The sequence below is a fragment of the Aporhodopirellula aestuarii genome (assembly GCF_023701485.1).
GTDB lineage: Bacteria > Planctomycetota > Planctomycetia > Pirellulales > Pirellulaceae > Rhodopirellula > Rhodopirellula aestuarii.
Map to the genome: position 1 here is coordinate 251,197 of NZ_JAMQBK010000024.1, position 13,112 is coordinate 264,308.

12 protein-coding genes are annotated in these 13,112 nt (G+C 57.1%); all 12 read right to left on the minus strand.

The genetic code is table 11. The annotated features are described in order from the left end of the window. Positions 1 to 101: 101 nt before the first annotated feature. The 12 genes from NB063_RS09495 to NB063_RS09550 all read right to left on the minus strand — a co-directional run bounded on the left by NB063_RS09495 (position 102) and on the right by NB063_RS09550 (position 13,088). Positions 102 to 1,184 carry an AAA family ATPase gene (locus NB063_RS09495; RefSeq protein ID WP_407652587.1) on the minus strand — a complete coding sequence of 361 codons (1,083 nt, stop codon included), beginning with the start codon at positions 1,182 to 1,184 and terminating at the stop codon, positions 102 to 104. 11 nt (positions 1,185 to 1,195) lie between these two features. Continuing rightward, positions 1,196 to 2,047 (minus strand): SDR family oxidoreductase, encoded by an 852-nt coding sequence (locus tag NB063_RS09500; RefSeq protein WP_250928486.1) that lies wholly within the window; start codon positions 2,045 to 2,047, stop codon positions 1,196 to 1,198. 2 nt (positions 2,048 to 2,049) lie between these two features. After that, positions 2,050 to 3,093: a biotin synthase BioB gene (gene bioB / locus NB063_RS09505; RefSeq protein WP_250928487.1), complete on the minus strand. Its 1,044-nt coding sequence runs from the start codon at positions 3,091 to 3,093 to the stop codon at positions 2,050 to 2,052. 76 nt (positions 3,094 to 3,169) lie between these two features. Further along, positions 3,170 to 4,477 (minus strand): threonine/serine exporter family protein, encoded by a 1,308-nt coding sequence (locus tag NB063_RS09510; RefSeq protein ID WP_322975100.1) that lies wholly within the window; start codon positions 4,475 to 4,477, stop codon positions 3,170 to 3,172. Further along, the gene (locus NB063_RS09515; protein WP_250928488.1) at positions 4,453 to 5,343 is read right to left on the minus strand and encodes a protein-tyrosine phosphatase family protein; all 891 of its coding nucleotides are present in this window, start codon (positions 5,341 to 5,343) and stop codon (positions 4,453 to 4,455) included. The genes NB063_RS09510 and NB063_RS09515 overlap by 25 nt, the downstream gene beginning before the upstream one ends. Before the next feature lie 163 nt (positions 5,344 to 5,506). Then, the gene (locus NB063_RS09520; protein ID WP_250928489.1) at positions 5,507 to 5,866 is read right to left on the minus strand and encodes a cytochrome C oxidase subunit IV family protein; all 360 of its coding nucleotides are present in this window, start codon (positions 5,864 to 5,866) and stop codon (positions 5,507 to 5,509) included. Between the two features lie 65 nt (positions 5,867 to 5,931). Continuing rightward, positions 5,932 to 7,182 carry a cytochrome c oxidase subunit 3 gene (locus NB063_RS09525; protein WP_250928490.1) on the minus strand — a complete coding sequence of 417 codons (1,251 nt, stop codon included), beginning with the start codon at positions 7,180 to 7,182 and terminating at the stop codon, positions 5,932 to 5,934. A gap of 175 nt (positions 7,183 to 7,357) precedes the next feature. Next, on the minus strand, positions 7,358 to 9,079 hold the full coding sequence (locus NB063_RS09530) for a cytochrome c oxidase subunit I (RefSeq protein ID WP_250928491.1): 1,722 nt from the start codon (positions 9,077 to 9,079) through the stop codon (positions 7,358 to 7,360). 104 nt (positions 9,080 to 9,183) lie between these two features. Then, positions 9,184 to 10,308 (minus strand): cytochrome c oxidase subunit II, encoded by a 1,125-nt coding sequence (locus NB063_RS09535; RefSeq protein ID WP_250928492.1) that lies wholly within the window; start codon positions 10,306 to 10,308, stop codon positions 9,184 to 9,186. A gap of 114 nt (positions 10,309 to 10,422) precedes the next feature. Next, positions 10,423 to 11,406: an SCO family protein gene (locus tag NB063_RS09540; RefSeq protein ID WP_250928493.1), complete on the minus strand. Its 984-nt coding sequence runs from the start codon at positions 11,404 to 11,406 to the stop codon at positions 10,423 to 10,425. Between the two features lie 23 nt (positions 11,407 to 11,429). After that, positions 11,430 to 11,765 (minus strand): hypothetical protein, encoded by a 336-nt coding sequence (locus NB063_RS09545; RefSeq protein ID WP_250928494.1) that lies wholly within the window; start codon positions 11,763 to 11,765, stop codon positions 11,430 to 11,432. Between the two features lie 69 nt (positions 11,766 to 11,834). Further along, positions 11,835 to 13,088 (minus strand): hypothetical protein, encoded by a 1,254-nt coding sequence (locus NB063_RS09550; protein ID WP_250928495.1) that lies wholly within the window; start codon positions 13,086 to 13,088, stop codon positions 11,835 to 11,837. Positions 13,089 to 13,112 lie beyond the last annotated feature (24 nt).

Here is a 13,112-nt window from a genome sequence, read left to right on the forward strand (position 1 = left end):
AAATCCGAACGAACCCTGTCAACGTGTTTCACCGAGTAAGCGGGGGGCCGCAGGGGCGTTTCCTGGATTCCGTGGCTGCGGCCACAAACCGGCATGAAACACTACGAACGCGGTACTTCGATACCACGCATCATCGCGCGCAGTTCTTCGTCGACCTGTTTGCCTTCGATTTCGGCTTCCGCGGTCAGTGAAACCCGGTGTCGGAGCACGGGCAGTGCGATTTGCGTGACGTCGTCAGGAACCGCAAAATCCCGTGAGGAGAACGCCGCCAACGTTCTCGCCGCTTGCATCAGCGAGATTCCTGCCCGCGGCGAGGCACCGATGTGGAACGCCGGCCAATCGCGGGTCGCCCGCACCAGCGAGCTGATGTAGCCGACGAGGCTGTCTTCGACCCGTACTTTGGCACACGTCGAGATTACCCGTGAAACGACATCGGGGGTGGTGATTGCTTGAATCTCCGCCTCGAGACGTTTGCCGAAATCCAGTTGTTGGGAATGCAGCTTCAGAATCTCGGTTTCTTCAATCGCCGATGGGTAATCGACTTGGAGTTTGAACATGAACCGGTCTAGCTGCGCCTCAGGCAGGTTGTAGGTGCCTTCGCTTTCGAGCGGGTTCTGCGTGGCGAGGACGAGAAACGGGCGGGGGACCGGGTGAGTCGTGCCGTCGATCGTGACGCTGTACTCCTGCATGATCTCGAGCAGCGCCGCGTGCGTCTTCGCGGGTGAGCGGTTGATCTCATCGGCGAGCAACAATTGCGTGAAGACGGGGCCCGGGCGAAAACGGAACTCGCTCTTTTGCATGTCGAACACGGGGGCGCCGGTGATGTCCGATGGCATCAGGTCGGCGGTGAACTGAATCCGCCCGAACTCGCACCCGAGAATCCGCCCGAGCGTGCGTACGAACAGTGTCTTGCCCAATCCCGGGACGCTTTCGATCAACACGTGTCCACCCGAGAACAACGCGGTGAGTGTTCCGAGTACGAGTTCGTCTTGTCCAACGTACAACTTGGCGACTTCGGCTTGGATTCGCTCGAAGAGTTGCCCGACCGCGTGGAACTCGGGGTTTACCGGAGGTGCCGCGACGGCTTCGGTTGGTAGGACGGGTGGCAGGGACGATTCACTCAAAGTTGGCGGCTCGGGCTGGAGTAAAAAGCAATTTGCGTTGAGGTGCGTCGTGGGTAACAGAGAATAACCGATTACCCGGTGTTTCGTCCCACCTGCAGACCATCGGGGGCAAAAATTCCACGCCCGCCATCGACCGGCAGACAGACGCCGGTCACAAACGTGTTTTCGCATAAGAACGCCACCGCCCCGGCAACGTCTTCGCCGCTTCCGATGCGACCGACCAGTGTGCTCTCAGCGAGTGATTGAACTGTCGTCGCGTCGACATCGGGAGCGAGCATGACCGGGCCGGGCTGCACACAGTTGACACGCACTCGCGGATGACGGCTGCCGAGCTCGACGGCGAGCGAGCGCGTGATGGTTTCCACGGCGCCTTTGCTCGGGAAATACGCAGCGTGGTCGGCGTAGGGGCGTCCGGTCGCCCAATCCCCGATATTGATGATGGAACCGCCTTGAGGTTGGTCGAGCATCCAACGTCCAGCGGCCCGGCCGCAAAGCAGTGACGCGACCGAGTTGATTTGAAAGTATCGCCGGATCTCGTCGCCGGTGATCTGTTCAAGACTCGTCGGCGTCCAGATCGCGGCGCTGTTGATCAGGATGTCGAGCCGACCGAAGTGCTGATGCGTTTGATCAACGATTCGGTCGCATGTGGCGTCGTCTTCGAGTGAACCGGTCACCACGAACGCTTCTCGACCAAAACGCTCTCGCCAACGTTCAGCCGCGTCGGTTGCCTCGTCGGCGCTCGTGTTGGCATGCAAGGCGACATGACAACCGCGCCTCGACAACTCTTCCGCGATGCAACGCCCCACTCGTGCCGCACCGCTGCCGGTGACGAGTGCCACGGGGGCGTCGCAATCGAATGTGGCCTGCAGACTCGTGCGTGCGACCGCCAAACTTTTCGGAGTGCTTAAATTCGGCGGAGACAAGCTCAACGATCCAAGCTCACTTCTTCGCACGATCCGGTGATCTCAAAACCGAGATCGGTGATCATGTCGTAGTCGGCTTGCGGTGCTTGACCTTTAGTCGTCAGGTAATCGCCAACGAACAGGCTGTTGGCAACGTAGAGGCCCATCGGTTGCAACGTACGCAAGTGCAGTTCGCGACCGCCTGCGATTCGCAGTTCACGATTCGGTGCCACGAAGCGGAACATCGCGAGCGCCTTCAACGCATCCTGTGCCGACATCGCGTCGGTGCCTTCGAGCGGCGTGCCATCGATGGCGTTGAGAATATTCACGGGAATCGACTGCACGCCGAGATCGGCCAAGTCGAATGCCATCGCAACGATGTCCTCTTTGGATTCGCCCATTCCGATGATCCCACCGCTGCACATTTCCATACCAGCGTCGCGGACGTTGCGGAGCGTCTGAACTCGGTCGGCGTAGGTGTGAGTCGTGCAGATCTTCTCGTAATGCGATTCGCTCGAGTTCAGATTGTGGTTAACCCGATCGACACCACATGCCTTGAGCCGTTCGGCTTGCTCGACACTAAGCAGCCCCAAGCAGGCACAGATGTCCAAGCCGTACTTTTGTTTGATTTCGGGAACGATCGCTTCGACGGCGCTCATCTCACGCTCGTTAGGTCCGCGGGCGCTAATGACGAGGCAGTAGGTTTTCGCGCCCCGTTCGGCGGCCACGCGTGCGGCATCGAGCAGCTCGTCTCGTTTGAGAATGTTGTATTTCGGGACCGGAGCGTCAGACACCTTCGATTGGCTGCAGTAGTGGCAATCTTCGGGGCACAGGCCGCTCTTCGCGTTCATCAGAAAATACAGCTGAACCGAGTTGCCGAAATAGTGATGACGGATGCGATATCCCGCAGACAAAATCGCAGGGACGTCCAAATTGGGTGCTTCGAGGATCGACAGAGCTTCCTCACGCGTGATCGAACCGCCCGCGAGCACTCGTTCGGCGAGCGCGTCGTAGGTTCCAGGGGCGGAAAACGTAGGTGTAGAAACGGTCGAAGTGGCGACACTCATGAGAGGGGTCTATCAGGCGAGCGAAACGAAACAAACGTGCTGACCGATTTTCTTGAGAAATTCGCCGGCACCACGGTCATTTATCGTTGTCTTTCGTCCGCTCGTCGGCAAGAGGGGCCGGGGATTCCGCCATGCGCCAAGTCGACGCAGCCGGCTCGGCCGGGAACACGACGCCGGCGAGCAACAAGCCGGCAACGATCGACACGGTGACCAACATCATGTTGACAATCAGCCGAAAACCGCCCGGAAAGTCGTCGCTGATCAACATCGCCGACATCCCGAAGAATCCAAGACTACCAGGCACGAGCAACAGCAATCCCGGCATCAACATGATCGCTGAGGGCAGCCCCTTCCATCGCGCAAACAGGTTACTCGACACGCCGACGATCAATGCCGCCACCGCCACCGCTCCAAGTGGCCCCATGAACGCTCGCGCGAAACTCAATGACCCGAACGCGATCACGGTCGACAGCAACATCCAAAAACCGTCTCGGACGCGGGCGCGAAAGAGTATCCCGAATGCCAGCGTGATCGGGATGAGCGTGAGCAGTGATTGGTACAGATCTGGCGTCAGTGGCGGCGCTGAGATCGGAACTTTGACTAGCGAACTGATAAAACCATGTCCCATGACCACGCCAAAGATCATTGTCAGTAACGTCGTCATTGCTCCAGCAATTCTCGCCGATCCCGACGCCAAGTTCTGTGTGGCGAGTTCATTGACGCTCACCGTTAACTGCAACCCGGGCAGCAGAACCACGAGCGCCGAAAGCACGGTTAACGTGACGTTACCGCCAGGAAAGAACGAGTGAAACGCGCCGGTCAACATCATCGCGACGAAACCTGCGATCACGTTGACGAGGTGCGTCGGGAATTTCCAATGCATCAATATCGACACGACAATACCGATGATCAGACCAATGAAACCCGCGGTGGCCTGGGCAATCACGTTGCCACCGACCAACACCGCGATCGTGGATCCCGCGAGACCGAACGCAATGATATTTAGCCAAGTCGGATAGTCGTCGTTCTTATGTTCGATCTCTTTGAGACGTCGCCATGCTTCGGCGATTGGCAGCGACTGTTCGTCGATCTCCCGTTGCAGTTCATACAGATTGGCGTATTTCGCCAAGTTCACATCGACGGGATAGACACGAATCAGTCGCGTCGATGCCGGAACGGATTCGAAGGAGACGAAGATCGCGGTCGGTGTCGAGAAAAACGTCGCCGGATTGCCTAGCGATTGGGCGACGGTCTCCATCCGTTGGTCGAGTTCATACGCGGGCGAACCGCTCGCATGAAGGTTGCGAGCAAGCTCAATGATGAACGCGCTGGTGGATTGATCGTCGATGAGTCGATGCCCTAGTTGCGAAAGTCGCGGTGACACTGGGAACAGGATGTTTCCAGTCTTCCGATCAGGACATCGGCGTCACCCGTGCGGTTCGCTTGGAGTGCCGCTTGCAACTGCGCCGCGATGTCGTTTGACGATTGCATCGACTCGCGAAAACGCGCATCGACGTCATCGGGAGCGTGGCGTTGCGATTCGTGCAGCCCTTCGCGGACCAACAACGCGACTTGAGTCGGAACCAAGTCGGGGTGCTGCTCCGGCGATGACCAATCAGCCTTCTGGCAGAGACGAAGATGCTCCATGGCCACGCCGGTATTCGCCATCGCGGTAACAAAACTGTCGACCGGAGCAACTGATACGAGTTCGGGGAATTCGGCGTCTTCGGGCGGCGGGACATACGCGGCTACGTCTCGCCACAATCCGGCATAGTTGTCGCTGGTCCCGGCACGACGCAGGATTTCCGTGGCACTGTCGTTGTCGGCAAATCCGCCCGCAATGCACGCGATCGCTGCGGCGGCAGGACCGCGGTGTTGGCCGTGATGACAGTGGACGTAGATGGGGCCTTTGATTTCTCGCACCAAACGTGCGATCGACAACCCGGCTTGCTCGTCCACGCCGTCGTATCCGATCGGAATATGGATGTACCGGAGTCCGTGTGCTTCAGCGGACGCCAGATCCGGGATCGCTCCGTCGACACTGACAACGGTGCGCACGCCAAGTTCGGCGAGTGACTTGAACTGATCGTCGCCCTCGGGCTGGGCTCCGCAGTAGATACCGCCCGGCAACGCCAGAAGATTGTGCGGAACGTTCGAGTCCGTTGCAGTGGAATCGGTCGGCGTTTCGCCGAACGCGGGCGACGATAGAAATACGATCGCAATGAAGGTGCGGAACCAGGAGATGTTCATTGCCGTGCAGTCACCTTCCAAACTGTGCCGTCACGATAAACGCCGGCAGAGAGCCGACTTGCGTAGAGAATTCTTGAGACGAGTTCCCGTTGCAGCTTACCGAGAGGCCGGCCATCGCATTCGAAACGTCCGACGCATCCTAACGCATGCATCGAACGGGAAATTACATGCCGGCGGTTGCGGCCGGTTCGTCAATCTTGGGCTCAAACGCGGGCGAGGTCATCTTGCTATCGCTCAGCGTGAAGATCACGAACAGGCCGACAAAGACGAACGACGACAAAAACACGATGATGTTGAACGGTTTGTCCGCGATCAGGTGCATGAAGAATGCTCCCACCAGGATCGCTTTGATCGTTGCGATTCCCATCACGACAGCCACATCAAAGCTGCCCAAGTCGAGACTTGCCTGGGCGACGGTAATGATCGTCAAAATGACCAGGGCGAAAAACACGGCCAACAATACCGGCAGGGGCATTGGGTGTGCGAAATCGGTTCCGTCGTCAGAGTGTCCGTGAGCAGCCATAAGAGCGTTTAGGATGGAAAGTGGGTGAGTGGAAGATTGAGTCGCGAGCGTGTGGATGTCGCCTACTAGCGGATCAGATACAGGAGCGGGAATAGGTAGATCCAAATCAAGTCGACCAAGTGCCAATACAGACCGACGTAATCGACAGGTCCAAAGTACTGACGGTTAAAGTCTTGGCGAATCGAGCGGATCAGCAACCAAACCAGGACGCCGATACCGCCAAGAATGTGAATCGCGTGAACGCCGGTCATGCAGTAATAGATTCCAAAGAACACACCCGCCTGACGCTTGGTTTGCACGTCTTGCTCGATCCTGTGGATACCCAAGTCGGCTTCCACGCCGGCAGCAACAATTTGCCCCGTCGCCATTTCGGCTTGAGCCTGCTTGGCTTCGAGCATCGCGCGGGCACCGGTGTTGAGCTCGCTTTCGGCGAGCAATTCGATCGCTGCGTCATCGCTCTCGATATCGAATGCCGGAACGGCGTGGGTCGCTGCGACCTCGGCAGGTGCATCGTGACTGTGATCGGCATGAGCGTGGTCGGCATCACCATGGTCACCGGCATGTTCACCATCGACGTGTGCGACCGCGTGTTCGCCACCACCACTTTCAAGGATCATGCCGAGGCCGACGCCACCGAAGAAGCTCAAGCAAACGACGAGCAACGGTTTGGCACATGCATACTGGAACTGCTTGTCAGTCACTTTCGAGTACACCGCCCAAATGGCCACTCCGATCAGCAAGATCAGAAAGGGTGCACAGAGGAAGTAAAGACTGTGGGTCAAGAAGTAAGCGGCGCTTTCGGAGAACCCGTGCTGGTCAACAATTTGTTGAGCCGTCGGGTGCGGGTTGGCTTCGTCATAGAAATAGCTTCCCGGAGGCAGGAGCCCCATGCCCCACTTGTGCGAATACTCGATCGACTTCACGCCGAGGAAGACCATCGCACAGGACAGCGTGCTGGCGATCATGACGACAAGTTTTTTGTACTCTTCGGTTTGGGCACAACGAACGGCCCACGCCATCGTCAATGAACTGAACAGCAGCACCCCGGTGTTAATCGCACCGAGTTTGGTGTTGAGGAACTGGCTACAACCTTCGAAGACTTCTGGCCGCAACATACGAAACATCGCGTAGGCACAGAACATCCCGCTGAAGAACAGCACTTCCGTTACCAAGAACAACCAAATTCCCAGCTTGCCGCTGTCGAATTGTTGCTCGGGCGTGTCGAAGTGGTGAGCCAGCCACGCGGGATGGTCATGGTCGTGACCATGTTCGTCGTGCGTTTCCGATTCGGAGGAGAGGGAGTCGATCGTTGCCATGTGCCGAAAACCGTTCGCTGATGAAATGCCCTCAATGAGGGCAACCACGCATGAATGTGTCGAAGTGAAATGAAAACTATTGGGCGGGGCGGCTGATGCCACCCGCGGCTGGAAAGCGGAAGGGGATTAGCCTGCCGCTACTTTTTTTCTTTGAAACTCGTAAACGCCTGGTTTCCTAGTGGTGAGCCGGAACTTGGCCCGGAGTCTCTTCGGGAACCAGTTTGCGTTCTGGCTCAGTCGAGATGTACTTCTCTTCCTTAGCGTCCCACTCGATGTTGTGGAAGTCATAAGGATCGCCCACAACCGGCGGACGTTCAAAGTTGTAGTATGGCGGCGGGCTGGTGCATGCCCACTCGAGCGTCGCTCCACCCCAAGGGTTGGCCGGGGCACGTCGTCCCTTGGCCAGCGACAGCATCAGGACGATGAACGCGTAAAGCAATCCGCAGCCGAGCAGCAAGGCACCGTAGGTACTCATTTGATGCAGGAATGCGAACTCAGGATCGTAGGTCGCATAGCGACGAGGCATCCCGCGGCTGCCGAGGACAAATTGTGGTAGGAACGTGCCGTTGAATCCCAGGAAGACCAACAGCGAAGCAATCCGGCCATGGGACTCGTTGTACATTTTGCCGACCATTTTCGGCCACCAGTGGAATACGCCGCCCAAGAACGCGATCAACGTTCCACCTACCATCACGTAGTGAAAGTGAGCGACGACAAAGTACGTGTCGTGGAGGTGCAAGTCGGTTGCGAGCGTTCCGAGGAACAAGCCGGTCAAACCACCGATCGTGAACAGGAAGATAAACGAGATCGCGTAGCACATCGGGGTCGTCAAACTGATCGAACCCTTGTACATCGTCGCGAGCCAGTTAAACACCTTGATCGCCGACGGCACCGAAACGGTGAACGTCAATGCGGAGAAAATGATCGTCGTCAACGAGCTCATGCCCGAGGTGAACATGTGGTGTCCCCAGACGAGAAAGCCCAGGAGGGCGATCGCGATCGAGGAGTAAGCGATGAATCGATATCCGAAGATATGCTTGTGACTGTGAACGCTGATCAATTCACTGATGATGCCGAAAGCCGGCAAAATCATGATGTAAACCGCAGGGTGGCTGTAGAACCAGAAGAAGTGCTGATAGGTGACCGGGTCGCCGTTGAATTCAGGATCAAAAATCCCGACGTGCATCGTACGTTCGGCGATGAGGAGCAACAGCGTAATACCGAGAACAGGCGTTGCCAAAACTTGGATGATGCTCGTCGCGTAGGTTGCCCACAGGAACAAAGGCATCTTGAACCAAGTCATCCCTGGTGGACGCATCGTGTTAATCGTGACGATGAAGTTCAAACCGGTGAAGATCGAACTGAATCCGAGGATGAATGCACCGAGGGTCGCCAAGATCACCGAGGTGTCGGTCGTCGTGCTGTACGGTGTGTAGAACGTCCAACCGGTATCAAGCCCACTGCTAAAGAGAGCCGAGACGAAGAAGATCGCCCCGAAACACCACAGGTAAAAACTGCTCAGGTTCAATCGCGGGAAGGCAACGTCTTTCGCCCCCAGCATCACCGGAACGAGGAAGTTACCCAGTGCCGCGGGCACACTCGGGATGATGAACAGGAACACCATGATCGCACCGTGGAGGGTGAAGACCTGGTTGTAGATGTTGTTCGCTTCCGCACCCGTGAACATCCAGCCTTCCGGATCGAGAAGATGCAAGCGGATGCCCAAGGCGAGCAAACCACCCACCGCGAAAGCGGTCATCACACCGATCAAATACATCAAACCGATGCGTTTGTGATCGAGAGTGAACATCCAGCTCAGGATGCCCGACGAGTTGGTCAGGTAGTTTTCGCGATCGGTCGGGTAGCCGGGGTCGCGGCTGATGGTGGAGGTGGACATATCAGGAGTGTCCTCTTGGAAGACGATCGAAAGTGATTTTGGATGGGGATTGCTGGGGTGCCGACAGCGTCAGGTCACTGACCCTGTCGGGCTTTCCGGTATTGTTATTCTGCTGCGGCGGCCGCTGGTTCAGCGACGTTGGAACTGAGCGATTGCAGGTACGCGATGATCGAAGCGATATCGTCGTCGCTGAGTTGCCCCTTGTAGCTAGGCATGACCGGTTGATAACCGGCGACCACCTTTGCTTTGGGATCAATGATCGATTCGCGGATGTAGTTGTCGGTGACCGTGATGTCGCTACCGGCCGCGAGTGCGTGGGTGGAACCGTACAATTCTTTAAACGAGGGACCGACCAGTTTGCTGCCGTCGTTGGAGTGACATCCTGAGCAACCGCGACGGTTGTAGAGGAGTTGGCCCCACTCGGCAGGCGTCTGGTCTTCGGGACGCGAACTGTTAGCTTTGATCCACGCTTGAAGTTCTTCTTGCGTTTCGTGAACCACGACGACCGTCTGCATTTGCGAGTGGTTGGTTCCGCAGTACTCGGCGCAGTAGAGGTCGAAGAACGTGTATCCGTCGGGGGTGAATTGGTACTTGTCATAGTCCCAACCATCGCTGCCTTCGCTTTGTTTCTTGGCTTTGGCGAGTTCCTCGTCGGAAACCTTTTCGCTGGCGACGGTCGGTTTGAACCACATGTAGTTGTAACGGCCCGGCACGATGTCTTTTTTGGCCCGGAACGCAGGGATGTAGAGACTGTGGATGACGTCGGTGCTCCGCATCGACAACTTGGTTGGCTCGTCTTTGACGATGTGCAGTTCAGGATGGAACGTGCCCGCTCCGTAATCCATCGTCCAGCCCCATTTGAACGCGGTCACACCGACGTCGTAGGAGCCTTCCGGCGGGGTCCGCATGTCGAGGTAAGAGATCGAGCCTTGCACGAACATCCAAACCAGCAAGACCGACGGTCCGATCGACCATGCCAATTCGAGAGGCGTGTTGTGCGTGACTTGGCTTTCCGCCTTCTCACCTTTTTTCTTGGTGTACTTGATCATCGTCCACAGCATGAAGGCCATCATGGGAACGAAGAACGCCACGCAGATGTAAAGGATGAAGTCGTACACCCAGTCGACTTCGCTCGCGAACGAGGACGCCTGTTTGGGGAACCAAAAACTATCTTCGACGTCTGCGAGGAACGGCATCGGTCGCATCAAGTTAGTAAGTACCGGGGTCATAGTCGTACAGGCCGAAGTGGCGTTAAAAAAGGAATACGTTGAGGATGGGAGTGTTTGGCGATCAGGTGAACCGTCGGGCGTGTGAACGTCTCGCGGTCAGACTGACGGAAGGTCTTATCCGCCGAACCACTGCGTGGGTTTGAGCGGCACGGTGCCGTCTGCGGACGGTGCAGCGGCTTCGGGGGAGTTGTTCGGTTTCTCTCGACGAAGCGGGTTACCCTTCCGGCCGAGCCAATAGGGAAGCAATGCGATGCCGAGTAATCCGATCGTAATCGCGCCGCCCAACCGCATGATCTTCCACGCCTCCGGGACATAACTGCCCGCGGCGGGATCAAACGTGTAACACAGCATCACGAACTGATCGATGTAACTGCCGACTTCGCCTTGACCGGCCTCGACCAGGGCAAGCTTCATCTGATCGGGAGGAAACGCGACACCAAGTGAGTACCGCGTGATCACACCTTCCGGAGTCAAAAATGCGAGCATGGCCGGGTGAGCGTATTCGCCGGTGGCTTCGTTGTAATTGTACGAAAATCCGACTTCCTTGGCTAACTGATCGATGACGTTTTGCGTTGTGCGACAAAATGCCCACCCCGTTTGAGCATTAGGGTGCGAAGGCACTTGTTCGACGTAGCGAGCCTGTGTTTCCCGCAATCGCTCGTTGGTCTCGGTCGGGTCGATGCTGATGCTGATGCAGCGAAAGTCTTCGCCGATCTTCAAGTCACCCTTCTCAAGCGATTGGGCGAGTTGATTCAGCTGCACGTTGCAGAGCATCGGACAGTTGCTGTAGTTGAGAGTCAAAATCAGGGGATGCTCACCGTCTAAGTAATCACCAAGGGTGACTTCCTCGCCCTGAGAGTTGATCAGCGGCAGTTCACGCGTGACTTGATCGCCAAGGTTCTGCTTAACCGTCACGTCGCGGACTTCGCGGGGCATGCGGTCGTTGAGGAGCACGTCGGCCGAACCGTCCTGCGCGGCACCCGAAATGGGCTGGGCGGATACACTCATGCCGCCGCACATCGACGCAACCAGCACACAACCCACGATCAGGAGATGACCTGCGTGAATCGGTGCTCGATAGGGCGTCAAGGCTGACATGATGGGTTCGTCCGGGGATTCGATTAGGAGATCGGTTGGGGTTGGGTGGGCACGCTCACCTGTTCTTCATTCTTGCGATTTTTGCTTTCGGCCGCCATCTTTTTCATCACTTCACTGACGGGGATCGTGATATTTCCGGTGTCCGGGTCAACGCCATAGCCGCTGATTTCGTCTGCCTGTTGCGACAGCACTTGGTTCGAGCGGGTGTATCGGGAATCTTTGATCTTTTGCGAATCGACCAAATCGGCCAGTGCAAAATAGATCACCTGGACCGCTAGCACGGTAACCGCAGTCACCGCGATCGAGATCACACTGATCGTCGCAATTCGTTTGCCATTGAGATCGTCGTAGGCAGCCATGGGAGATTCTGAGATGGAGGTAATGTGAATACGGGAATGGGAATCAGCGAGATAATAAGCGTGTCTGGCCTAGATATTTTCAAAGGCCAGCGATTCGCCCAGTCGCGGATCGCGAACCGGGATCAAACGGGTACCCGAGCCAACGGTAATGATCAGCCCCAGCATCAATGCGACCATTCCGATCACGCATAACAGCGACGACAACACACCCACGGCACCACCGGCGCCAAGGCTGGCTTCGGGCATGATCGCCCAATACAGGTCGACGAAGTGCATGATCAGTATGTAGGCCGACCAAATGGCAACCGCCCACGGGCGGCGGCGAACGTGCCGGCTCATGATTCCGAGGAACGGAAGTCCCCAGTGCAGGACCATCAGGGCGATCGAAATCGGGCCAAATGTAGACGAGAAACCGGGATAGCGAGCGGCAAACCAGTGCGTTTCTTCCGGAATGTTCGCGTACCAGATCAGCATGTACTGGCTGAACGCGATGTATCCCCAAAAGCAAATGAAGCCGAAGATCAGTTTGCCGAGGTCGTGGTAATGTTCCACCGTGACTTCGTCGCGAATCGCACCCTGTCGCTGCAAGACATAGCACAAAAGTGCGATCGCACAGTGAGCTGACAAGACGCTGCCGGTGAAAATATAAACGCCGAACATGGTCGAGAACCACATCGGTGCCAAACTCATCACCCAGTCAAACGCTGCGAATGCGGTGCAGAACGAGAACAAAATGACCGCCGGTCCGCTGCGAGCTTGCATCGATTCGGTCAGTGTGATTTCACCAGTTTCGTCTTGGCGTTGGCTCTTGGAGTAGTACCACCATGCGGTGCTGCCCCAAATGACCAAATACAAGCACGCGCGGAACGTGAACCATTGCGGATTGAGCCAGCGAAGCTTTTCGCTCCAGACCGCGATCGGCACACCATGTTCAGCTTGGTAACCCGCATCTGTCCAAGAGTACAGCGATCCGAACCAAACCGAATACGCGATCGGGAGAAACAGAATCGCCAAAGGCAAAACCATGACCATCATCAGCTCGGCGACGCGGCGAACCACCACGCTCCAACCGGCCCGCGACAGGTGCTGGATCAGGACGAAGAACAGCGACCCGAGCGCGATCGTGAACGCGTACATGAAGGCGGTCAGGTAAACCGACATGCCGAAACGGCCGCCCAGCGAAGTGGTCCCCAAAAACGCACCGCCGACCAATGCGATCAGGCCGCCGATGCACAATGGGAGAGACAAACCGGACAGCAACGCTGGCATCGTGAACGCCGGATCGTCAGCGGGCTTGGGAGCGACTGCTTGATGGTGAGACATGAGAGGAGTGAGGGCTGAGTACTG

Excerpts from the sequence above, each read along its gene's own strand:
- bioB (WP_250928487.1), bottom strand. The coding sequence starts at position 3,093 with ATGAGTGTCGCCACTTCGACCGTTTCTACACCTACGTTTTCCGCCCCT.
- NB063_RS09515 (WP_250928488.1), bottom strand. The coding sequence starts at position 5,343 with ATGAACATCTCCTGGTTCCGCACCTTCATTGCGATCGTATTTCTATCG.
- NB063_RS09520 (WP_250928489.1), bottom strand. The coding sequence starts at position 5,866 with ATGGCTGCTCACGGACACTCTGACGACGGAACCGATTTCGCACACCCA.
- NB063_RS09525 (WP_250928490.1), bottom strand. The coding sequence starts at position 7,182 with ATGGCAACGATCGACTCCCTCTCCTCCGAATCGGAAACGCACGACGAA.
- NB063_RS09530 (WP_250928491.1), bottom strand. The coding sequence starts at position 9,079 with ATGTCCACCTCCACCATCAGCCGCGACCCCGGCTACCCGACCGATCGC.
- NB063_RS09535 (WP_250928492.1), bottom strand. The coding sequence starts at position 10,308 with ATGACCCCGGTACTTACTAACTTGATGCGACCGATGCCGTTCCTCGCA.
- NB063_RS09540 (WP_250928493.1), bottom strand. The coding sequence starts at position 11,406 with ATGTCAGCCTTGACGCCCTATCGAGCACCGATTCACGCAGGTCATCTC.
- NB063_RS09545 (WP_250928494.1), bottom strand. The coding sequence starts at position 11,765 with ATGGCTGCCTACGACGATCTCAATGGCAAACGAATTGCGACGATCAGT.
- NB063_RS09550 (WP_250928495.1), bottom strand. The coding sequence starts at position 13,088 with ATGTCTCACCATCAAGCAGTCGCTCCCAAGCCCGCTGACGATCCGGCG.